We start from the raw sequence: 21,384 nt of genomic DNA on the forward strand, positions 1-21,384 counted from the left end.
GAGATGGATCGGCTAAAAATGACATCCCAAACGACCGTCACACAGCTGTTTATTTATCTATTAACGATGCTTCTTCTCTGGGAGTGGCTTCGGCCCATTCCAGTTATCTCAGCAACTGGAGAGATAGAAATCTTTGTGTGGTTTGCGTTTTTAAGCGCATTATTAATTTTCCTACGAGTGCCACTGTTTGCCTTACTCCCGATTTTACTTGGGGCGATGGTGTACTGCATTCACTTAATGTTTTCGTTTGGATCGTTCTTTACGAGAGAAGGAGCGGGCGATACGATCCGCATGATTATCAGTGATGTACGAATAAATATCGAGTTCATCATGAGCGGTCAATTTGCACTTTTGACCGATTTATTTCGAACGATCTTGCTCTTGCTGTTGCTAGGTCTCATTGCGTATCTACTTTATTTCTGGGTGCTTCGCATCAGACGAGCATTTTTATACATCATGAGCACGATTATTTATGTGACGATTTTAGATACGTTTACGATTGTTAATGCATCATCAGCGATCATCCGAATCGTTATTATCGGATTCTTCCTTATGACACTTCTTCACATGCTTCGCATCCAAGAAGAAGAAATTCGGATAGGAAAGCGCGGCAATGCCTTTTTATCTGCGCCGTGGCTCTACACACTCGTTGGTGTCATTGGGATCGGTGTGTTAGTTGGCGTCGTTGCACCTAAACCTGGTCCACAATGGAGTGATCCAGTACCATCTCTTCGAGGCGCTGTTTTAGGCGAGGGCGGTGGATCTGGTGGAGGTCAAACGGTGCGACGAGTAGGATATGGCGATAACGATGAACAGTTAGGCGGAGGCTTTATCCAAGACGAGCGTGTGGTCTTCACCGCTGAGACCGATCGCGCTAATTACTGGAGAGGCGAATCAAAGCACGAGTACACGGGCAGAGGCTGGCTCTCCGACTCCGATTATGTAGAATCAACCCTTGTTTACACAGAAAACGTGGACTACCCGATGTTTGAAGATGGAGCGGAGCTCGAACGTGAGCAAGTCTCGATCAATATGGCAGAGGACAGCTCGTTCGCTTTATTGTTTTATCCTGGACAGCTCGTTGATGTTGATCAGGAGACCGTGCAACCGAGCGATCTGACGTTCTTTACAGATATTAATAATGGACGTCTACAAGCGCAACAAAACGGCGAAAACGTCTTTTTTGAATCGTACGATTTAACATATGAGGATCCATCCTTCCCAATCGAGACGTTACGAGGTAGCTCTGGTGAGGACCCAGAAGCTATTAGAGATCGCTATTTACAATTACCTGATGATCTTCCAGAGCGTGTGGTAGAGCTTGCAGAAGAAATTACAGCTGAAGAAGATAACCGTTACGATATGGCTCTTGCCGTTGAACAATACTTTTCTCAAAGCGGCTTTACGTATCAAACGACGGACGTACCAATCCCAGAGGAGGGGCAGGACTACGTCGACCAATTTTTATTTGAGACGCAGGTAGGGTATTGTGATAATTACTCGACGTCGATGGCCGTCATGCTTCGCGCGTTAGATATCCCAACGCGCTGGGTAAAAGGCTTTACAGCTGGTGAAGAAATTGAGGAGCTAGACGATGAGCGTTACCTATATGAAGTGTCGAGTGGAAATGCACACTCTTGGGTAGAAGTGTATTTCCCAGAGGTTGGCTGGGTTCCGTTCGAGCCAACGCAAGGCTTTGAGAACTACGCTGATTTTGAAGCAGAACCAGTTGATATTGAAGTTGACACTAACGATGAGAATCAAAACGAACCTGAAATGCCAGAGCGTCCAGATATGCCGGATGCAGATGGCATGGATGATCTTTTAGACGAAGGCACAGACACAAATGACGCCGAAGCTGGAGCTGGTGGCGGAGGCAATGGACCGTCCATCGGACCACTTTTTACCGTTAAAAATGTGCTCATTTCGATTCCCGTTTTACTCTTTGTCATGCTCATGTATAACAAACAGTCGCTGCTCATAAGCCAATTCTTCATCTATCGTTATCGCGCGACAAAGACCGATAAATCCTTTGCCGGTGCCTACAAACGCCTTCTTTGGCTATTAGAAAATGAGGGGTTACCGAAAGCAGAAGGAGAGACGCTTCGCGAGTACGCAAAGCGCGTCGATTCGGTGCTAAGCTCACAGGCGATGATGAAGCTGACCGTTCAATATGAGAAGCTTTACTATGGAGGTCAGCCGACAGAAGGACAGTGGGAGAAATTGCAGAAAGATTGGGAACAAATCGTCAAATCGCTACAGACTTGACCTATATCAAAGGAATTGATAAAATGATGCAGTATTTATAGACGAAAACGTGTTACCTCATATATCCTCGAGAATATGGCTCGAGAGTCTCTACCGGACCGCCGTAAAGGGTCTGACTATGAAGGTGGTCTTTCTGCTTATGCTGGAATTCTGCCTTCGTATTTTTTTATGCGGAGTGCGAGGTTCCAGCTTTTTTGTTTTCAACATGAATTTGATCTGCATTGCCTAATAAGGCAGGAAGGGGAGCATGCATGGAAATCAATGAAAAGGTTATTGTCCTAGACTTTGGTGGACAGTACAATCAGTTAATCACAAGAAGAATCCGCGACTTAGGAGTATTCAGTGAGCTCGTTTCTCACAAGATTACAGCGGCAGAAGTGAAGGAAATGAATCCGAAGGGCATCATTTTCTCAGGAGGTCCAGGTAGCGTATATGCCGACGGCGCACCTCGCTGCGACGAAGAGATTTTTGACTTAGGCATCCCAGTACTTGGGATTTGCTACGGAATGCAGCTTATGACACACCACTTCAAAGGACCAGTTGAAGCGGCGAATCATCGTGAGTACGGAAAAGCACTTATTACAATCGAGCAAGAATCTCTTTTATTTAAAGGTCTTCCAAACGAGCAATCTGTATGGATGAGCCACGGAGATTTAGTAAAAGCGCCACCTGCAGACTTTGTGGTTGATGCAACAAACGTCTCTTGCCCAGTAGCTGCAATGAGCAATAAAGAACGCAACCTTTATGGCGTACAGTTCCACCCAGAAGTTCGTAACTCCGAATTCGGCAACGAAATGCTTCGTAACTTTGTGTACGAAATTTGCGAGTGTGAAGGCAACTGGTCGATGGAAAACTTCATCGAGATTGAAATTGAAAAAGTACGAGAAGCTGTTGGTAATCGCAAAGTTCTTTGCGCATTAAGTGGCGGAGTAGACTCCTCTGTCGTAGCAGCTCTTATTCATAAAGCAATCGGCGATCAGCTGATCTGTATGTTTATCGATCACGGTCTTCTTCGTAAAGGAGAAGCAGAAAGCGTCATGGAGACATTCGGAGAAGGCTTTGACATGAACGTTGTCAAAATCGACGCACAAGAGCGTTTCCTATCTAAGCTTGATGGAGTAAGCGACCCTGAGCAAAAGCGTAAAATCATCGGAAACGAATTCATTTATGTATTCGAAGAAGAAGCTAGCAAGCTTGAAGACGTTGATTTCCTCGCGCAAGGTACACTTTACACAGACATCATTGAGAGTGGTACAGACACAGCTCAAACAATCAAATCTCACCATAACGTAGGTGGTCTTCCAGAAGACATGAAGTTTGATTTAATCGAGCCACTTAACACCCTCTTTAAGGATGAAGTACGTGAAGTTGGTTCTGAGCTTGGACTACCTGACGAGATCGTATGGCGCCAGCCGTTCCCAGGCCCAGGTTTAGGAATCCGTGTGCTTGGCGAGATTACAGAAGAAAAACTAGAGATCGTTCGTGAATCGGATCAAATCCTTCGCGACGAAATCAAAAAAGCAGGCCTCGACCGCGAAATCTGGCAGTACTTCACGGCACTTCCAGACATGCGCAGCGTAGGTGTAATGGGTGACGAGCGTACGTATGACTACACAGTAGGTATTCGTGCCGTAACGTCCATCGACGGAATGACGTCCGATTGGGCACGTATCCCTTATGACGTGTTAGAAGTTATCTCAACTCGTATTGTAAACGAAGTAAAGAGTGTCAACCGCGTCGTGTACGACGTAACGTCTAAGCCACCTTCAACGATTGAGTGGGAATAAGAATATAGACTTTTTAAATAAGCTAGGCATCCGCTGAGGAATGCCTAGCTTATTTTATGTTAGGAGGCTTTTTAAAGGCTGCTGGCAAATGATGCTCGAGGACGTGCAAACGATATAGGAGAAGGCACAAACAAGGTACGAGGAAGGACAAACAGGTTAAGCGGAGGGACAAACGAAGGTCCAAAAAGTGCAAAGGAAGACCGACCGAACGAACAAACCTGTATAAAACGCAAGAATTTATAAAATACAATAATTATTTATTGTAAAACGATAAAATATAGCATATACTACTTGTAAATATTATGAAATGAGGTGTCAAATAATGAAACAAGGAACCACACTGTTCTTAAAGATCAGTTTAGTAGTAGTTGGTATCATTATTCTTAGTATGAGTCTCTTTTTACTCCCGTGGCTATCTCAAGAAGCCATCGTAATCTCTCCTGATCTAAGCTATCTGCAATACCCAGTGTTAATCGGCATATACGTCACAGCCATACCGTTTTTTATAGCTCTCTACCAATCGTTTGCCCTGTTAAAACGAATTGACGAACACAATGCATTCTCTTATTTTTCTGTTAAGGCATTAAAAAATATTAAACAATGCGCAATGACAATAGCCGGTCTTTATACGCTTGGAATCATTGCTCTATTTTTCCTCCATGCGCTCCATCCGAGCATCGCGCTCGTTGGTTTAGCTATCCTTTTCGCATCTGTAATTATTGCAGTGTTCGCGTCGCTGCTTCAAAAGCTATTACTCCAAGCTCTATTAATTAAGTCAGAAAACGAATTAACAGTCTGAGGTGAACAACGTGCCAATCATTATCAACATCGATGTCATGCTAGCCAAAAGAAAAATGAGTGTCACAGAGCTATCTGAAAAAGTAGGCATCACAATGGCCAATATTTCTATTCTTAAAAATGGAAAAGCCAAAGCTATTCGCATCTCCACACTCGAAGCAATCTGCAAAACATTAGACTGCCAGCCAGGTGACATTCTAGAATATCAGCCAGACAATAATTGATCGAGACGAACCATCACATCACTGATCAAGCGTCCAACTGCCTAGCCTTTTTTACAGAAACCACATAACAGACCTGCTAGAAAGCAGTCTCCCAAACGATACGACCTCCCGCGTCAAAATCATGCCTCCAACGAGTAACACTGTCGACGCAGGGGCATCGCCATCGTAATGGAAGATAAGCAGACGATATAATAAGCATTTGAGGTCAACAGCTACGACAAAACACATTCATTTAACAAATTAATGGGAAATCATGCTATACTTGAACAAAAGAACTGCTAACCATGACGAATCAGCCACTTCAAAAAGGAGGCCTACCCATGGAATTATTATTACCCATCACACTCACATTTATCGTTGGAGGCTTTATTATTCTCATCTCTAGAAAAAAAGCAATGGAGACGAAGCTAGCTTCCATCCAAGGTGACACAGTAAACGCACAAAGCACTGCAAAAACAAACTCCATCATAAGATGGATTATGCTCACAGTAGCGTGGGGCATCATCAGCATGTTCCTCGTCGTCTACCTCTTCCACTATTATTCCGGCTAACGATAAACCGTTTTCCTAACAAAAACATCCAAAATTAAAATTTCATTCGGATTTTACATTGACAATCTTCAACTCCACCTGCTACACTTACACCTATAAAAAATCTGTCGAACGTTCGTATAATATTGGGGATAAGGCCCAAAAGTTTCTACCGAATCACCGTAAATGATTCGACTACGAACGATGAAGCGAAACGGGCATTTTTGTGCGCAAATTTCCTTCATCGTCTCGTATGTGAAGCAAAGGCCTAGTTCTGTGAGTAACCCTCATAGATCTAGGCCTTTGCTGTTGTATGTGAGACAGAAAAAACAACTATGAAGGAGTTTGAATGATGGATCGTTACTTTCGCTTTGATGAATTAGGCACAAACTACAACCGAGAAATTATGGGAGGACTCACAACCTTCCTTGCTATGGCGTACATCCTATTCGTCAATCCGTCCATTTTAGCTGGAGCAGGAATGGATGAGTCAGCTGTCTTTGTTGCAACAGGACTTGCAGCTGCAATCGGAACAATAATTATGGGGCTATTAGCTCGCTATCCAATCGCACTCGCGCCAGGTATGGGGCTAAATGCATTCTTCACTTATTCCGTTGTAATTGGCCTAGGTATTCCTTGGGAAACCGCATTACTCGGCGTATTTATGTCAGGTATTATCTTTATTATTATTACATTAGTAGGAATTCGTGAGTTTATTATAAACGCCATTCCAGCAGAGCTAAAGTATGCGGCTGGAGCAGGTATTGGACTATTTATTGCATTTATCGGATTACAAAACGCAGAGATCGTTGTTATGTCAGAGGCAACACTTGTTGAAGTTGGTAACCTTGGAAATCCAGCTACGTTACTTGCTATCTTCGGTGTAGTAATCACCGTTATTTTAATGACGATTGGCCTTAAGGGCGGTATCTTTTACGGAATGGTCATCACAGCTGTTATCGGTGTGATCTTCCAGGTCATCCCGATGCCAGGGGCTATCGTTGGACCAATTCCAAGCATTGCACCAACATTTGGAGCAGCATTTGAACCGTTTGCGACACAAAGCTTAGGAGAAATCTTCACGATTCAATTATTAGTCGTTATCCTTACATTCTTATTCGTTGATTTCTTTGACACAGCAGGAACGCTTTACGCCGTTGCCAATCAAGCTGGCTTTGTAAAAGACAATAAGCTACCACGCGCGCAGCGCGCGTTACTTGCAGACTCTTCTGCAACATCAATCGGAGCTATTCTTGGTACTTCTACAACAACAGCGTACATTGAGTCTTCATCTGGTATTGCTGCAGGAGCTCGTACAGGATTTGCGTCGATCGTTACAGGGGCATTGTTCTTAGTTGCTCTTCTATTTTCACCTTTACTCGCAGTAGTAACAGAGTCTGTAACAGCACCAGCACTCATTATCGTTGGAGTCTTAATGGCCGGAGCAATTTCAAATATTGATTGGAAGAAGTTTGAGATTGCTGTACCAGCCTTCTTTACGATGATCGCTATGCCACTTACGTACAGCATCGCGACAGGAATTGCACTCGGATTTATCATGTATCCGATCACGATGGTAGCAAAAGGACGTGCAAAAGAGGTTCACCCAATTATGTACGTACTCCTGGTAATTTTTGTTCTTTACTTTGTGTTCTTAGGAGAATAACCGTTAACCCCAGACGACTCAAGGCTTCATCGCCTTGAGCGTCTTTTTTTATGCGCGAATTCAGCGTGCATGATCTCTATCCATCTTTTCCATACTAAACAAAAAGGAGGGCGTAGCATGGTCATGATAGCAAATGTTGGAATAGCAGAAGCCCCATACTCCTACACACAGGAGCAGGTGAAGCAGGCAATCGCGCCGATCTTTGAAGAAGCGGTCGGAACCAAAAAGGCAGAACGTCTCCTCCGTGTCTTTGACGACAATGGCATGGAGACAAGACAGTTTGTTGAACCGCTTGAAAATATCCAGCAGAATCGAAGCTTTGCAACGAAAAATGCCATCTACCATGACGCTGCGTTCACCCTCGCAAAGAACGCCATAGAAGCGACAGTCCCTACAGCACTCATGGGTGAAATCGACGCAATTATTTGCGTAACAAGCACCGGTATTCAAACCCCATCTCTAGACGTACGCTTGATCAACGAGCTACCGCTTCACTTCCAGATCCAGCGTATGCCACTTTGGGGCCTCGGATGCGCTGGAGGAGCCATTGGTATGAGCCGAGCCTATGATTATTGCAAAGCTCATCCACATGCCAAAGTGCTCCTCGTCACAGTCGAATGCTGTAGCACCACCTACACCCCTCAAGACCTCACTAAAAGTAATCTCATCGGCACCTGCCTCTTCGGCGATGGAGCCGCGTGCGCCGTCCTTGGGGGAGATTTGGCCGACTGGTCCAAATGGGAGCTCCCAACTTCAACCCCTACTATTTTAAAAACCGCATCCTTCCTCCTTCCAGAATCAGAGGACGTGATGGGATGGGGAGTAGAGGAAGACGGGCTGCGAGTGATCTTCTCCAAGGACATACCTGGCATTGTCCAAAGCTTTATGCCAGGCGTTTTGCACGCGTTTGGGTATTCGTTTGATCATTTAGTCGCTCATCCTGGAGGGAGAAAGGTGTTAGACGCCTTTGAAGAAGCGCTGCAGGTAACACCCGAGCAAACAAAGCCAGCTAGAGAGGTCCTAAAGCGCCACGGAAACATGTCGTCCCCAACCGTACTATTTGTACTAAAAGAATTACTTGAATCAAAAGGAAGTGGCCTTATGGTTGCAATGGGACCAGGATTTTGTGCGGAAATACTTGCATTAGAGTGGAGGGAGACGGTAAGATGATTATCCTACTAGTTTTTATTGTCATACAAAGGCTCTTAGAGCTTGTCTTAGCAAAGCGAAATGAACGGTCTTTAAAAGCAAAAGGAGCCGTTGAATTTGGTAAACGGCACTATCCATTAATGATTGCACTTCACGCAGGTTTTTTCCTATCGTTAGCGGCAGAGTGGCTGACAGGCGCGGGCGAGCTTCATGCCTACAGTGCCGTGCTGCTCGTCGCTTTCTTTTTGCTTCAATTTATACGAGTTTGGATCCTTTATTCATTAGGTGATCATTGGAATACGAAAGTGTTAGTTATACCAGGAGCACCACTAATTAAACGGGGACCGTACAAATATTGGCTAAAGCATCCGAACTATGTAGTAGTAATGGCTGAAATGTTTGTACTTGTTCTATTATTTCAAGCATACTTTACAGGAGTTGTATTTTTGCTGTTTAAATTACTCTTCCTCACCTATATTCGTATTCCATTAGAAGAACAAGCATTACGTTGGTCGAGAGAATAGGGCTTAACATGTAGGTGTTCTAGTTCTTAAGACGTACAACGAATGCGCATAAATCTGTTATGATGGAAAGAAAAAGGAGCTTTTCTGTTGGCTAAAAAGAAATTTTACGTAAATGAGAACGAAACAATTGATCAATGCTTAGAACGAATGAAACAGGAAGGCTACATGCCAGTAAGAAGGATGGAAGAGCCTGTCTTAAAAGAAGTAAAACGTAATGGCAAAATGGACGTCGAGGTTAGCCACCAGCGTATCGTTTTTGTTGGTCAGGAGCTGTCATAATGGAATATATCATGGCAGTAGACGAAAATAGACAACCTATCCGCCCTTATTCACGCGACGAGATTCACAGTTTAGGACTCTGGCATGAAACCTTTCAGTGCTGGCTTGTGTATAAACAAGGGGGAGAGGTCCACGTCCTTTTCCAAAAGCGCAGTGAGAGTAAGAAGGATTTTGCTAGTCTTTACGACATCACTGCCGCAGGCCATCTCCTCTCGAATGAAACGGTCACTGACGGCATTAGAGAGTTACACGAAGAGCTAGGGATTGATGTATCCTTTACAGATTTGGATAAGGTTGGGGTCATTCAGGACGTGATCATAACAGACTCTTTTAGGGACTATGAGTTTGCTCACGTTTTTACATATGAGCTTCACACGTGGCCGATTGCGTTCGATATACAAGTAGAAGAAGTAGATAGCATTGTCTCTATGCCTCTTAAGGAAATGAAGAAGCTTATTAACGGTGAGAACGCACAGGCATTTACAGATGATTCCACACAAATTTTTGTGCAAAAATCGCAACTTGTGCCGCATTCTGACGTCTATTTAAAAGAGGTTTACGAATATATTAAAAAAAGGTATACATAGATGGAGAATTTTTTTAGAAAGGAGGGGTTGTATTGCAGGTGTTTTTATTTATCGTTAGCTTCGGACTATTAGTTGCTGGAGTAACGTTGTTTTCATGGCAGCTAGTGAATAAGAAGTCCAAACGACTATCGATAGCACTTCTCATCTCTTCGGTTTTGTCCTTAATTATCTTCCTTTTAGTATTAGACGACCAAGAGAACACCTATGATGACAACCCTGTCGCAACGAACAATTACGCAGAGCGATTTGCGCAAGACGTACCTAGTATCACGAATGGACAGATACAGCTACCAGCGCGCACGTTTGATTTCGTCTCAGACAATGTCCTCTTATTTTCACCCGAATCAGAGGTCGACAATGTTATTGAAAATGCAACGACAGCAAACTACCGTGAGCTCTCTGATAGCATTGAGCCGTTTAACCGAGAAATTGTCACGACGGCAGGCATGGTCGATCGCTACGAATCCATGCTACGTGACGGCATGTCTTATGCATTTATATCGATCATTGATCTTGAAGGTAACCACTATACACAACTCCAATACAAGCAGCCAGGCGCACTCGAAGAAGGCGAAGTTGTCGCCCTTTATGGAGTCCCCGTAGGCGAGTTTAAGCTAACAACCAGTGAAGGCGAAGAAATCAATTCCATGCTGTTGTTAGGTATTCACAGCGAACGAGGCTGGGGCCAAACCCATCCGTTTTATACAAAGAAAGCCATTCTCTATTTTTTAGGGAATGGCTTTCTTTAGTTTTGTTTTCTAAGTTCAAAGGCAGCACCAGGACCACCGGTCCTCCTGCGCTCCCGGCTGGCGCTTTCCTGAGGAGCTAGCTCAACTATTTCGAACGGCCAAACCAATGGCCGTTCGAAAGGATTTTCGCTGCGCGAAAGTACTCCTCTAGGAGACGCCAGCCTTCGCTCCGGAGAACCGGAGGTCACGGTGAATTATCAAAAATAGGTGAAAGAACTTTCACTACAAGCATAGCGAAGTGGTCAATGGTTTAACTTTAAGGTTAATTTATATGTAGGAGCCATGCACTAGACAAAAAATCAAACATTTTAAAGAAAGCTACCTACTAATACGTTTCAAACCATTCTTCAATTGCCCTATGATATTCTGAGAAATAATTATCAAGTCCATGATCCCCGTCTTCGTAGCTAATTAACTTAACTACCTGTCCGTTTTCATTCATGGCTTGATAAAGCTGTAAGGATTGCTCAAAAGGAACACGTTCATCTATCTCACCATGAATGAGAAGAAGTGGCGAAGTAATATCTTCGGACCAATTAATAGCGGAACGTCTCTCATATTCTTCAGGAACTTCTGATGGATGTCCGACCAGTTCAACTAACTCTTGTCTCATAGCAAGACCTCGCGCTTCATATGATCCAAGCAAATCTGAAACCCCACCTGTCGTAGCCGCTGCATTAATAGGCATGCCTTCTTGGATTGCACGATAAGTCATCAGCCCCCCACGAGAAATACCCAACATATACGTATTCTCTTCATCAGCAAATTCCAATTCCCTTGCTACATGTTGAAGTTGAAGGACGTCATTCACATCATCGCCGCCATATTCATCTATACCTTCGCTGTTACCACCTTCACGATATTGACTAGAAATAACTGTATAACCTCTTTCAGCCCAAAGGGATTGATAATGTAGCCATTCTTCTTCTATCTCACCATAATCCCGATTGCCACCACGATTAATAATTAAAGTAGGATATTTTTCTTCTGTATTGCTAGGACTAGCCACAAATCCCTCTATTAGATAGTCGTCACTTTCGTAAACTATTCTCCAGGTATTTACATCATTATTGGTTGATAAGTTTTCTAGTAACTCTTTTTCGACTAATACTTCTTTTTCCTCGGAGGAACATGCTGAAGCAATTAACACTATTCCTAATAAACTAGATTTCTTTAACATTATGTCACTCCTCTCTTTTACACGTACGATCATTTATGTAAAAAGTTTCAAACGATTTAGTGCTACTATGTTCGTTTGCTAAAAGTCACGCAGTTAGTTGATTTTGCTAATTGTTGATGAATGTATTTTTTTGAATCGTATTAGTGCGCAATAACGTAGATGTATTTATTAATAGAGGAGGAACGCAAATGGTACATACGTTACTTATCATCGGATTAATTTGTATTATTATTTCAGCCATATTTATTGGAGCTTTCCCAAACGAACCGAGACCACATGTGCAACGTAGACCCGACTTTCACTCCGAAACGGCTGACCATCGTCATTTCAGAACGAAAGCCGCAATGATCTTAGGACTAGTTGGATTAATTTTCTTCGGAATAGCAGGATTGCTATACATCCTTTAAACAAGACAGACCTTCGCTACGAAGAATTGAAGGTAACGACCTTTTTTTCACGAACGCTTTTTAAAATTACATTATTAGGTGAATGGTCATTGCCATTATTCAAGAGCACCTCTTGCTCACGGTACATTCATCTCGTATATAGTACATAAACTTTTTATACGGTACATAAATCTCGCATAGCGTACATTTATTAAAGAAACTAAGCCTCAACGTACATTCATTCTGAATACGGTACATTTATTTTTTATACGGTACATACATCTTGCGTACGGTACATAAAAACCTCCATTGCTAAAGAGCCACTAATATACAACCATCTTTTCAAATAAAGAAGAGCTTTTCCACAAAGAGGAAGGTTCTTTTCTAATGCTCTTTTTAAATCAAACGCAGAGCTGGCAGACCCGGAGGACATTCGGAGACAATCCATAGGGGAAAGAGGTTTTTGAGATCCCACAGGAGGCGCTTAGGGTAAGGCGACAGCCGCGCCCTGCCGACGAGGCAGCTCAAAGACCGGCCCTATGGATGTCGTAGAGTGTTCGTAGGGCTGACAGCTAGGAGAGCAGTTTTAAACAAATTAGCACTTAATCAATTTAGCCCGAAGGGCTTGTTCTTAAAAACTAGTTAGCACTTGATCAATTGCAGCTCAAAGAACGCAAGGAAACAACCAAAAACCGAACAATGAAACGTCAGACATGTATTATTGTTCGAAAATAGGTTGACCAGTTCGACAAAATCCTGCTATGATAAACAAAGATGAAATGACCTCATATAAAGTTGGGAATATGGCCCAACAGTTTCTACCCAATGCCCGAAAAGCGATGGACTATGAGGAGAATACGATGCACGCACGTCGACAGATTCGATGTGCTTCGCAGGATGCTGCACGTTTAACCGTGTGCAATAATCTGACGTCGTGTGTCTTATTGTCCTCCTAAACAGGGCATAAGACACTTTTTTTATGGCCAAAAAAGGAGCGATTTGATGACGAAGAAGGTTGGCGTGATAATGGGTTCCACCTCCGATTGGGAGACAATGAAGCATGCAACAGACGTATTAGAAGAACTCCACATCCCGTTCGAAGCAAAGGTTGTATCCGCGCATCGAACGCCAGACTTGATGTTTGATTACGCCGAAAAAGCGGCGGATCGAGGAATTGAAGTGATTATTGCAGGTGCAGGTGGTGCTGCGCACCTTCCAGGAATGGTTGCAGCCAAGACACTACTACCCGTTATCGGAGTGCCTGTTCAATCTAAAGCATTGAATGGACTTGATTCCTTACTATCTATTGTACAAATGCCAGCTGGAGTTCCAGTGGCGACCGTTGCAATTGGGAGAGCTGGAGCTGCGAACGCTGGGCTTTTAGCAGCGCAACAGCTTGCGGTACATGACGCGGAAATCCGTTCAAAGCTTCAGGCGCGCCGTGATAAAAAACGTGAAGAAATCCTAGCTGAGGGGGACTTAGCGTGACGTTTATAAAGCCAGGGAGCACGATCGGAATTTTAGGCGGAGGCCAGCTTGGAAGAATGATGGCGTTATCTGCTCGCAATATGGGCTATCGTATTTCTGTCCTTGAGCCTCAAAAGGATTCACCGTGTGGGCAAGTAGCAGATCACGAAGTGGTCGCAGCCTACGATGATAAGCAAGGTGCCGAGGATTTGAGCTGTGATGTGCTTACGTACGAATTTGAAAACATAAGTGCTGAGACAGCCGATCATCTAGCAAGCTCGCTTCATTTCCCGCAGGGGAGTAAGCTTCTCTTAATCAGTCAAGACAGGCTGCGTGAGAAAGAGGCGATTGAGTCTTACGGGTTACCGGTTGCGCCTTACAAAAAGGTAGAGTCTGATACCGACTTAGCGGATGCGGTGTCGGCGCTGGGGCTTCCTCTAGTGGTGAAGACAACGCGCGGTGGCTATGATGGGAAAGGTCAACTTGTTATCAATAAGGGTGACGAGGTTTCTGTCAGAGAGCTAGAGGATAATGGGCCGTTTGTGGCGGAGCAGTGGATTCCGTTTGACTGTGAGGTGTCGGTGATTGTGACGCGCAGTGTGTCGGGGGAGACGGCGACGTTCCCGGTTGCTGAGAATATTCATCGGAATGGCATTTTGCATCAGTCGATTGTGCCGGCTAGAGTCTCGGATGAGGTGCAGGAGAGGGCTCGAAAGGCAGCGTTGACGCTTGCGGAGTCGGTCTCACTAGTTGGGACACTAGCGGTTGAGATGTTTGTGCGAGACGGAGAGATTGTCATTAATGAGATCGCGCCAAGACCGCATAACTCTGGGCATTACACGATGAATGCGTGTGCGACGTCGCAGTTTGAGCAGCATATTCGTGCGATTTGTGACTGGCCGCTGGGGGAAACGACGTTACTTACTCCTACAGTGATGGTGAATTTGATTGGTGACGAAGTAGAGCGTGCGGTGGAGATGCGCAAAGAGTTAGGGAGTGCAGCCCACGTACATATATATGGAAAGAAAGAAGCAAGACCTGGACGGAAGATGGGGCACGTAAACGTGTTGACGTCAGACGTTGAGGCGACATTAGAGCAGTTGAACGTATTAGAGGAGGCAAAATCATGATTGAACGGTATACACGTCCGGAGATGGGACAAATTTGGGAAGAACATAATCGCTTTCAAGCTTGGCTAGAAGTAGAAATCTTAGCATGTGAGGCATGGGCAGAGCTTGGTGATATTCCAAAGGAAGACGTTGCGAAGATTCGAGAGAACGCCTCATTTGATGTAAATCGTATTTTAGAAATTGAAGCAGAGACGCGCCATGATGTGGTGGCATTTACGAGAGCGGTATCGGAGACGCTTGGACCGGAGCGAAAGTGGGTGCACTACGGATTAACGTCAACAGACGTGGTCGATACGGCGCTTTCGTACTTACTCAAGCAGGCGAATGAAATCTTACTCGCAGACTTGGAGCGCTTTTTAGAGATTTTAAAGAATAAAGCGATCGAGCATAAGGATACGGTCATGATGGGTCGTACACATGGGGTACACGCGGAGCCGACTACATTTGGGTTAAAGCTTGCGCTCTGGTACGAAGAGATGAAGCGTAACATTGAGCGTTTTAAGGCGGCGAGTGAGACTGTTCGCGTTGGTAAGCTTTCTGGCGCGGTTGGCACGTATGCGAATATCGATCCATTTGTCGAAAAGCACGTCTGTGAGGGGCTAGGACTTGAGGCTTCTCCTATCTCGACTCAAACCTTACAGCGTGATCGTCACGCTCACTATATTGCAACGATTTCGTTGATTGCTTCTTCGATTGAAAAGATGGCTGTGGAAATTCGTGGCTTACAGAAATCCGAGACGCGTGAAGTAGAGGAGTTCTTTGCAAAGGGTCAAAAAGGATCCTCAGCAATGCCACATAAGCGTAACCCAATCGGTTCTGAAAATATGACGGGGCTTGCACGTATTTTACGTGGGCATGTCGTAACAGCTTACGAAAACGTAGCGCTATGGCACGAGCGTGATATTTCTCACTCTTCTGCAGAGCGAATTATGTTACCAGATGCCACCATTCTATTAAACTACATGCTAAATCGTTTCGGTAATATCGTGAAGAATTTAACCGTCTTCCCAGAGAATATGAAGCGTAACATGACGCGCACATACGGACTTATTTACTCTCAGCGTGTGTTGCTATCACTTATTGATAAGGGTATGGCGCGTGAGGAAGCGTATGACCTCGTGCAACCGAAGGCGATGCAAGCATGGGAAGAGGGCGTTCAGTTCCGAAGCCTTGTGGAAGCAGATGAGACGATTACAGACAAGCTGTCTGAAGCAGAAATTGAGGATTGCTTCGACTATCGTTATCACTTAAAGCACGTCGATACGATTTTTGAACGTCTTGGACTACAAAAATAAATGGGATAAAGCGGGGCGAATTCGCCCCATGCTTTCTTCCACCTTGATTTAAAATAAGTCCTACTATTCCGACTACATGGAGGTCGCACATATGCTGTTGTATGAGGGAAAAGCAAAACAAATCTATCAAACAGAAGAGCCGGGTGTCCTGAGGATTTCCTATAAGGATGAGGCAACTGCATTTAACGGTGAGAAAAAGGATACGCTTTTGGGCAAGGGTCGTCTCAACAATGAGATCAGTTCACTCATCTTTTCTATCCTAAAAGAGGCGGGTGTGGAGAGTCATTTTGTACGTAGGCTCTCGGAGACGGAGCAACTAGTCAAAGAGGTGACTATCATTCCGCTTGAGGTTGTTGTACGTAATGTTGCGGCTGGAAGTCTTGTGAAGCGACTTGGATTTGAGCGCGGGCATAAGCTTAAGACGCCACTCGTTGAATGGTACTACAAGGATGATGCGCTTGGAGATCCCCTTTTAGCAGAGGCACACATCAAAGAGCTTGCTCTTGCAACGCCTGAAGAGCTAGCGCAAATGCAGCAAATGGCATTACGGGTGAACGAAGAGCTTCAAAAGCTGTTTGCAACGATTAACGTTGATATTGTGGACTTTAAGCTAGAGTTTGGGAAAACGAACGGCGAGATTTTACTAGCAGACGAGATTTCTCCAGATACGTGCAGACTTTGGGATAAAGATACAGGTGATTCGTTTGATAAAGATTTATTCCGCTTCCAGCAGGGAGATTTGCAGGAAGGTTACGAAACGATTTTATCGAGACTTATAGAAGCGCATAGCTAAGATCAACTCATGAGGAGGACGAGACAAATGGTATATGATGTGAAGGTTTATGTAACGTGGAAGGAAGGCGTATTAGATCCGCAGGGGGCTGCTGTTACATCGTCACTTAATAAGCTCGGATTTGATGGGGTAGAGGACGTTCGAATTAGCAAGATGATTACGCTCAAAGTAGAAGCAACAGAGAACGTAGAGGAAAAGGTAACGGCGATGTGTGAAAAGCTACTTGCTAATCCGGTTATTGAGGACTATACGTTTGAAATTGAGGAGGCTGTTCGCACATGAAATTTGCAGTGATCGTATTCCCGGGCTCTAACTGCGATATTGATATGTACCACGCAGCGAAGGATGCTCTCGGAGAGGAAACCGAATTTGTGTGGCATGATACAACGAGTTTAGAAGGCTTTGATGCGGTGCTACTTCCTGGAGGCTTCTCGTACGGAGACTACTTGCGCGCAGGTGCTATTGCTCATTTCTCCCCGATCATGGAGGCAGTCAAGGAAGCGGCGGAGGCTGGTAAGCCAGTGCTTGGTGTGTGTAACGGATTTCAAATTTTGCTAGAGTCTGGGCTACTACCAGGAGCCATGCGTCGTAACGAAAATCTTCATTTCATTTGTAAGCCAGTCAAATTAAACGTCGCCAACAATGAGACGATGTTTACACAGGGTTATAAGGCCAACGAACGTATTTCGGTCCCTGTTGCGCACGGTGAGGGCAACTACTACTGTGACGAAGAGACGTTACAAGAGCTTCAAGCGAATAATCAGATCGTGTTTACGTATGAGGATAACATTAATGGATCGGTCGCTAACATTGCAGGAATTACAAACAAACATGGGAATGTGCTAGGAATGATGCCGCATCCGGAGCGAGCTGTTGAAGCGCTTCTTGGATCAGAGGACGGCTTAACACTATTTCAATCACTAGTGACACACTGGAGGGACTCACATGCCATTACTTCGTGAACCATCACCACAGATGATTAAAGAGCAGCAAGGCTACAAGGAAATGGGCGTAACGGACGAGGAATTTGCGTTAATAGAAAAGACACTCGGTCGTTTGCCTAACTACACGGAGCTTGGTATTTACTCTGTTATGTGGTCGGAGCACTGTAGCTACAAAAACTCAAAGGTGCTTTTAAAGAAGTTTCCTGTTAGCGGAGAGCGCGTTTTACAGGGCCCAGGTGAGGGAGCCGGCATCATCGATATTGATGATGGACAGGCAGTTGTGTTTAAGATTGAAAGTCATAACCACCCATCGGCAGTCGAGCCATATGAAGGCGCGGCAACTGGGGTTGGAGGCATCATTCGTGACGTGTTTTCCATGGGCGCAAGACCAATTGCGCTTCTAAACTCGCTTCGATTTGGCGAGCTAAAAAATCCACGCGTGAAATATTTGTTTGAAGGAGTCGTATCTGGCATCGCAGGCTACGGGAACTGTATTGGAATTCCAACGGTTGGCGGCGAGATTCAGTTCGACCCATGCTACGAGGGAAATCCGCTCGTAAACGCGATGTGCGTTGGTCTTATCGACCATAAAGATATTCAAAAAGGTCTAGCAAAAGGTGTCGGGAACCCCGTGCTATACGTTGGGGCGAGCACAGGACGTGATGGCATTCACGGAGCAACGTTTGCTTCTGAGGAGCTGTCCGAAGAATCCGAATCAAAGCGACCAGCTGTTCAGGTTGGAGACCCATTTATGGAGAAGCTACTAGTTGAAGCGTGTCTCGAGGCGATTAAGCATCCGAAGCTTGTTGGGATTCAGGATATGGGAGCAGCAGGCCTAACGTCTTCTTCTGCCGAGATGGCGAGCAAGGCGGGGTCTGGCATTAAGCTACGCCTTGATGACGTGCCTCAGCGTGAAAAAAATATGACGCCTTACGAAATGATGCTATCGGAGTCACAGGAGCGCATGCTTTTAGTTGTGGAAAAGGGTAGCGAAGCGGAATTTATTGAAACGTTCGAGCACTACGGACTTCATGCAACCGTTATTGGAGAAGTAACCGACGATAAAATGCTGACGCTTGAACACGAGGGTGAAATTGCTGCTTCCATTCCGGTCGACGCATTAGCAGAGGAAGCGCCAGTTTACCATAAGCCTTCGTCAGAGCCTGCGTACTTTAAGGAATTCCAACAAACAACGTACAAGCCGGAAGTGAAGGACGCGAACGAAACGCTAAAGGCGCTTTTACAACAACCGACGATTGCGAGTAAAGAGTGGGTCTATGAGCAGTATGACTACATGGTACGCACAAATACGGTTGTCGCACCAGGATCTGACGCTGCTGTACTTCGTATTCGCGATACGAATAAAGCACTTGCGATGACAACAGACTGTAACTCTCGCTACCTGTACCTCGATCCATACACAGGCGGAAAGCTTGCAGTAGCAGAAGCGGCGCGTAACCTTGTTGCATCAGGAGCAGAGCCACTTGGCGTAACCGACTGCCTAAACTACGGAAGTCCTGATAAGCCAGAAATTTTTTGGCAACTAGAGCGTTCAACAGATGGACTAAGTGAAGCATGTCGAGAGCTTGCTACACCAGTTATCGGAGGGAACGTGTCACTTTATAATGAAACGGCAAAAGGCGCCGTTTACCCAACGCCAGTTATTGGGATGGTTGGACTGATTCATGACCAGGCTCATATTACGACACAACAAGCAAAATCATCGAATGACGTCATTTATCACGTTGGTGCACTTGAAGGAACGTTTGGTGGCAGTGAGCTACAAAAGCTTCTTGAAGGAGATATTTTTGGACAAGCGCCAGAAATTGACTTGAACGTCGAGAAAGAAAATCAGCAACTGATTTTAACCGCTATTCGCAAGGGTCTTATTCAGTCAGCTCATGATGTATCAGAGGGTGGTACAGCTGTTGCTATTGCGGAAAAGCTGTTTGGAACAGACTTTGGTGCAACTGTTACGTTACCTGCGGGAGATACAGAAGCTATGCTATTCGGTGAAAAGGCATCATCTTATATTGTTACTGTTACAGAAGAGGACCAAGAAGCGTTTCAACAATTGGTACCAAAGGCAGTCCGTTTAGGCAGTACTACTGATAGCGGTGTGCTTGTGGTTAGCCAAGAAGGAAAAGAGCTTGTGAATCAGCAGGTATCTCGGTTGGAGTCGCTTTGGAGAGGGGCTATTGGATGCGCACTGAAATCAAAGGATTAAACGAAGAATGTGGTGTGTTTGGCGTTTGGGGGCATGAAGATGCTGCTCGGATTACGTACTACGGCTTGCATAGCTTGCAACATCGCGGTCAGGAGGGCGCAGGGATTGTTGTGTCTGACCGGGAGAAGTTGAAGGTCCATAAGGGTATGGGTCTTGTGAATGATGTATTTAACGAGGAGATTTTGGATCGTTTAGGTGGTACAGGTGCGATTGGGCACGTGCGCTACACGACGGCTGGCGATAGTGATTTTATTAACTGTCAGCCGCTCCTCTTTAACTCGCAGACGGGTAGTCTCGCGCTTGCACACAACGGGAATTTAGTGAATGCGACGGCGCTTAAGCGTCAGATGGAGCATCAGGGTAGTATTTTTCAGACGACATCTGACACGGAGGTTATCGCGCATTTAATTAAGCGTAGTGGCTATCCGACGCTGAAGGAGTCTGTACGGAATGCCCTTACGATGGTAAAGGGCGCTTATGCCCTTGCTATTTTAGTCGAAAATAAAATGATCGTTGCCTTAGATCCAAATGGACTTCGTCCGCTATCCATTGGTCGTATTGGCGATGGGTACGTGGTGTCTTCAGAGACGTGTGCGTTTGACGTTGTTGGTGCGACATTCCTACGTGAAGTCCAGCCTGGTGAACTTATTACCATTGATGATGATGGCGTTCACGTAGACCGTTTTTCGCTATCGACAAATCGTTCGCTTTGCTCGATGGAATATGTGTACTTTGCGCGTCCGGATAGTAACGTAGATGAGGTAAACGTGCACCAAGCTCGGAAGCGTTTAGGTAAGCAGCTTGCAGATGAGGCATGGGTCGAGGCAGACGTGGTCACTGGTGTGCCAGATTCAAGTATCTCCGCGGCAATTGGGTATGCAGAGGCATCAGGTATTCCTTATGAGCTCGGTTTAATCAAAAATCGGTACGTTGGTCGAACGTTCATACAGCCATCTCAAGCACTACGTGAGCAGGGTGTGAAGATGAAGCTATCCGCTGTGCGTGGTGTTGTAGAAGGAAAGCGCGTCGTGATGGTTGATGACTCCATCGTACGCGGAACAACGGGACGACGTATTGTGCAACTACTTCGCGAGGCAGGTGCGCTAGAAGTACACGTGCGAATCAGTTCGCCTCCGATTGTCAATCCGTGTTTTTACGGAATCGATACGTCCACTAAAGGAGAATTAATCGCATCGACGAAATCAATCGATGAGATTCGTGATGATATGGGCGCAGATTCTCTGTCCTATTTAAGCGTAGATGGACTCAAAAAAGGAATTGGTCGCAATGATTCCTCACCAAACTGCGGACAGTGTTTAGCGTGCTTTACAGGAGAATACCCAACGGAAGTATTCCCAGAAGCGGATCATCCGTACGATAAAGTTATGGGAGGCAAATAGT

Annotated in this window: 21 protein-coding genes and 3 riboswitches; of the genes, 20 read left to right on the forward strand and 1 reads right to left on the reverse strand. The window is 45.1% G+C overall.

The genetic code is table 11. The features are described from left to right. The first annotated feature begins 3 nt into the window (after nt 1-3). From FLK61_RS05140 to FLK61_RS05190, 11 genes are all read left to right on the forward strand, one after another. On the forward strand, nt 4-2,268 hold the full coding sequence (locus FLK61_RS05140; RefSeq protein ID WP_176008439.1) for a DUF4129 domain-containing transglutaminase family protein: 2,265 nt from the start codon (nt 4-6) through the stop codon (nt 2,266-2,268). Nucleotides 2,269-2,305: 37 nt separating this feature from the next. Next, a riboswitch (purine riboswitch) is annotated at nt 2,306-2,407 on the forward strand. A 112-nt stretch (nt 2,408-2,519) separates the two neighbouring features. Next, nucleotides 2,520-4,055 carry a glutamine-hydrolyzing GMP synthase gene (gene guaA, locus FLK61_RS05145; RefSeq protein WP_176008440.1) on the forward strand — a complete coding sequence of 512 codons (1,536 nt, stop codon included), beginning with the start codon at nt 2,520-2,522 and terminating at the stop codon, nt 4,053-4,055. A 322-nt stretch (nt 4,056-4,377) separates the two neighbouring features. Next, nucleotides 4,378-4,854 carry a DUF2975 domain-containing protein gene (locus tag FLK61_RS05150; RefSeq protein ID WP_176008441.1) on the forward strand — a complete coding sequence of 159 codons (477 nt, stop codon included), beginning with the start codon at nt 4,378-4,380 and terminating at the stop codon, nt 4,852-4,854. Nucleotide 4,855: 1 nt separating this feature from the next. Continuing rightward, nucleotides 4,856-5,077 carry a helix-turn-helix domain-containing protein gene (locus tag FLK61_RS05155; RefSeq protein WP_249777684.1) on the forward strand — a complete coding sequence of 74 codons (222 nt, stop codon included), beginning with the start codon at nt 4,856-4,858 and terminating at the stop codon, nt 5,075-5,077. A gap of 320 nt (nt 5,078-5,397) precedes the next feature. Next, the gene (locus FLK61_RS05160; RefSeq protein WP_176008443.1) at nt 5,398-5,628 is read left to right on the forward strand and encodes a hypothetical protein; all 231 of its coding nucleotides are present in this window, start codon (nt 5,398-5,400) and stop codon (nt 5,626-5,628) included. A gap of 95 nt (nt 5,629-5,723) precedes the next feature. Beyond that, a riboswitch (purine riboswitch) is annotated at nt 5,724-5,825 on the forward strand. Nucleotides 5,826-5,959: 134 nt separating this feature from the next. Further along, on the forward strand, nt 5,960-7,273 hold the full coding sequence (locus FLK61_RS05165) for an NCS2 family permease (protein WP_176011143.1): 1,314 nt from the start codon (nt 5,960-5,962) through the stop codon (nt 7,271-7,273). A gap of 117 nt (nt 7,274-7,390) precedes the next feature. Then, entirely contained in the window at nt 7,391-8,443 is a 1,053-nt protein-coding gene (locus FLK61_RS05170; protein ID WP_176008444.1) for a type III polyketide synthase, read from the forward strand. Next, complete coding sequence (locus FLK61_RS05175; RefSeq protein WP_176008445.1) at nt 8,440-8,946, forward strand: isoprenylcysteine carboxyl methyltransferase family protein; 507 nt, start codon at nt 8,440-8,442, stop codon at nt 8,944-8,946. Before FLK61_RS05170 ends, FLK61_RS05175 begins: the two co-directional genes overlap by 4 nt. 84 nt (nt 8,947-9,030) lie before the next feature. Then, nucleotides 9,031-9,225, forward strand: a complete 195-nt coding sequence (locus FLK61_RS05180) for an NETI motif-containing protein (RefSeq protein ID WP_176011144.1) — start codon at nt 9,031-9,033, stop codon at nt 9,223-9,225. Continuing rightward, a complete protein-coding gene (locus tag FLK61_RS05185; protein WP_176008446.1) occupies nt 9,225-9,812 on the forward strand; it encodes an NUDIX hydrolase in 588 nt (195 codons plus the stop codon). The genes FLK61_RS05180 and FLK61_RS05185 overlap by 1 nt, the downstream gene beginning before the upstream one ends. 32 nt (nt 9,813-9,844) lie before the next feature. Then, complete coding sequence (locus tag FLK61_RS05190) at nt 9,845-10,561, forward strand: hypothetical protein (RefSeq protein ID WP_176008447.1); 717 nt, start codon at nt 9,845-9,847, stop codon at nt 10,559-10,561. 325 nt (nt 10,562-10,886) lie between these two features. Here FLK61_RS05190 and FLK61_RS05195 read toward each other — a convergent pair whose 3' ends face one another. Further along, nucleotides 10,887-11,741, reverse strand: coding sequence for an alpha/beta hydrolase family protein (locus tag FLK61_RS05195; RefSeq protein ID WP_176008448.1), 855 nt, complete (start codon nt 11,739-11,741; stop codon nt 10,887-10,889). 188 nt (nt 11,742-11,929) lie between these two features. On the opposite strand from FLK61_RS05195, the gene FLK61_RS05200 reads away from it, so the two are divergent. From FLK61_RS05200 to purF, 9 genes are all read left to right on the forward strand, one after another. Beyond that, nucleotides 11,930-12,148, forward strand: coding sequence for a DUF5316 family protein (locus tag FLK61_RS05200; RefSeq protein ID WP_176008449.1), 219 nt, complete (start codon nt 11,930-11,932; stop codon nt 12,146-12,148). Between the two features lie 744 nt (nt 12,149-12,892). Then, nucleotides 12,893-12,994: riboswitch (purine riboswitch) on the forward strand. A gap of 135 nt (nt 12,995-13,129) precedes the next feature. Further along, entirely contained in the window at nt 13,130-13,615 is a 486-nt protein-coding gene (gene purE / locus FLK61_RS05205) for a 5-(carboxyamino)imidazole ribonucleotide mutase (protein ID WP_176008450.1), read from the forward strand. Continuing rightward, nucleotides 13,612-14,724, forward strand: coding sequence for a 5-(carboxyamino)imidazole ribonucleotide synthase (gene purK, locus FLK61_RS05210; RefSeq protein WP_176008451.1), 1,113 nt, complete (start codon nt 13,612-13,614; stop codon nt 14,722-14,724). Before purE ends, purK begins: the two co-directional genes overlap by 4 nt. Beyond that, nucleotides 14,721-16,019 (forward strand): adenylosuccinate lyase, encoded by a 1,299-nt coding sequence (gene purB, locus FLK61_RS05215; RefSeq protein ID WP_176008452.1) that lies wholly within the window; start codon nt 14,721-14,723, stop codon nt 16,017-16,019. Before purK ends, purB begins: the two co-directional genes overlap by 4 nt. A 91-nt stretch (nt 16,020-16,110) precedes the next feature. Further along, nucleotides 16,111-16,812, forward strand: coding sequence for a phosphoribosylaminoimidazolesuccinocarboxamide synthase (gene purC, locus FLK61_RS05220; protein WP_430708791.1), 702 nt, complete (start codon nt 16,111-16,113; stop codon nt 16,810-16,812). A gap of 27 nt (nt 16,813-16,839) precedes the next feature. Continuing rightward, nucleotides 16,840-17,094 carry a phosphoribosylformylglycinamidine synthase subunit PurS gene (gene purS, locus FLK61_RS05225; protein ID WP_176008454.1) on the forward strand — a complete coding sequence of 85 codons (255 nt, stop codon included), beginning with the start codon at nt 16,840-16,842 and terminating at the stop codon, nt 17,092-17,094. Then, nucleotides 17,091-17,774, forward strand: a complete 684-nt coding sequence (gene purQ / locus FLK61_RS05230) for a phosphoribosylformylglycinamidine synthase subunit PurQ (RefSeq protein ID WP_176008455.1) — start codon at nt 17,091-17,093, stop codon at nt 17,772-17,774. Before purS ends, purQ begins: the two co-directional genes overlap by 4 nt. Continuing rightward, entirely contained in the window at nt 17,758-19,983 is a 2,226-nt protein-coding gene (purL, locus tag FLK61_RS05235; RefSeq protein WP_176008456.1) for a phosphoribosylformylglycinamidine synthase subunit PurL, read from the forward strand. The genes purQ and purL overlap by 17 nt, the downstream gene beginning before the upstream one ends. After that, nucleotides 19,959-21,383 (forward strand): amidophosphoribosyltransferase, encoded by a 1,425-nt coding sequence (gene purF, locus FLK61_RS05240; RefSeq protein ID WP_176008457.1) that lies wholly within the window; start codon nt 19,959-19,961, stop codon nt 21,381-21,383. The genes purL and purF overlap by 25 nt, the downstream gene beginning before the upstream one ends. The last annotated feature ends 1 nt before the right edge of the window (nt 21,384 follow it).

Origin of the sequence: Paenalkalicoccus suaedae (assembly GCF_006965545.2) — a bacterium.
GTDB classification, from domain to species: Bacteria; Bacillota; Bacilli; order Bacillales; family Salisediminibacteriaceae; genus Paenalkalicoccus; species Paenalkalicoccus suaedae.

Coding starts and splice junctions, on each gene's coding strand:
- FLK61_RS05140 (WP_176008439.1), top strand. CDS start 4: ATGGATCGGCTAAAAATGACATCCCAAACGACCGTCACACAGCTGTTT.
- FLK61_RS05200 (WP_176008449.1), top strand. CDS start 11,930: ATGGTACATACGTTACTTATCATCGGATTAATTTGTATTATTATTTCA.
- FLK61_RS05185 (WP_176008446.1), top strand. CDS start 9,225: ATGGAATATATCATGGCAGTAGACGAAAATAGACAACCTATCCGCCCT.
- purB (WP_176008452.1), top strand. CDS start 14,721: ATGATTGAACGGTATACACGTCCGGAGATGGGACAAATTTGGGAAGAA.
- purL (WP_176008456.1), top strand. CDS start 17,758: ATGCCATTACTTCGTGAACCATCACCACAGATGATTAAAGAGCAGCAA.
- FLK61_RS05150 (WP_176008441.1), top strand. CDS start 4,378: ATGAAACAAGGAACCACACTGTTCTTAAAGATCAGTTTAGTAGTAGTT.
- FLK61_RS05195 (WP_176008448.1), bottom strand. CDS start 11,741: ATGTTAAAGAAATCTAGTTTATTAGGAATAGTGTTAATTGCTTCAGCA.
- purQ (WP_176008455.1), top strand. CDS start 17,091: ATGAAATTTGCAGTGATCGTATTCCCGGGCTCTAACTGCGATATTGAT.
- purS (WP_176008454.1), top strand. CDS start 16,840: ATGGTATATGATGTGAAGGTTTATGTAACGTGGAAGGAAGGCGTATTA.
- purC (WP_430708791.1), top strand. CDS start 16,111: ATGCTGTTGTATGAGGGAAAAGCAAAACAAATCTATCAAACAGAAGAG.
- FLK61_RS05170 (WP_176008444.1), top strand. CDS start 7,391: ATGGTCATGATAGCAAATGTTGGAATAGCAGAAGCCCCATACTCCTAC.
- FLK61_RS05165 (WP_176011143.1), top strand. CDS start 5,960: ATGGATCGTTACTTTCGCTTTGATGAATTAGGCACAAACTACAACCGA.
- purE (WP_176008450.1), top strand. CDS start 13,130: ATGACGAAGAAGGTTGGCGTGATAATGGGTTCCACCTCCGATTGGGAG.
- guaA (WP_176008440.1), top strand. CDS start 2,520: ATGGAAATCAATGAAAAGGTTATTGTCCTAGACTTTGGTGGACAGTAC.
- purF (WP_176008457.1), top strand. CDS start 19,959: ATGCGCACTGAAATCAAAGGATTAAACGAAGAATGTGGTGTGTTTGGC.
- FLK61_RS05175 (WP_176008445.1), top strand. CDS start 8,440: ATGATTATCCTACTAGTTTTTATTGTCATACAAAGGCTCTTAGAGCTT.
- FLK61_RS05160 (WP_176008443.1), top strand. CDS start 5,398: ATGGAATTATTATTACCCATCACACTCACATTTATCGTTGGAGGCTTT.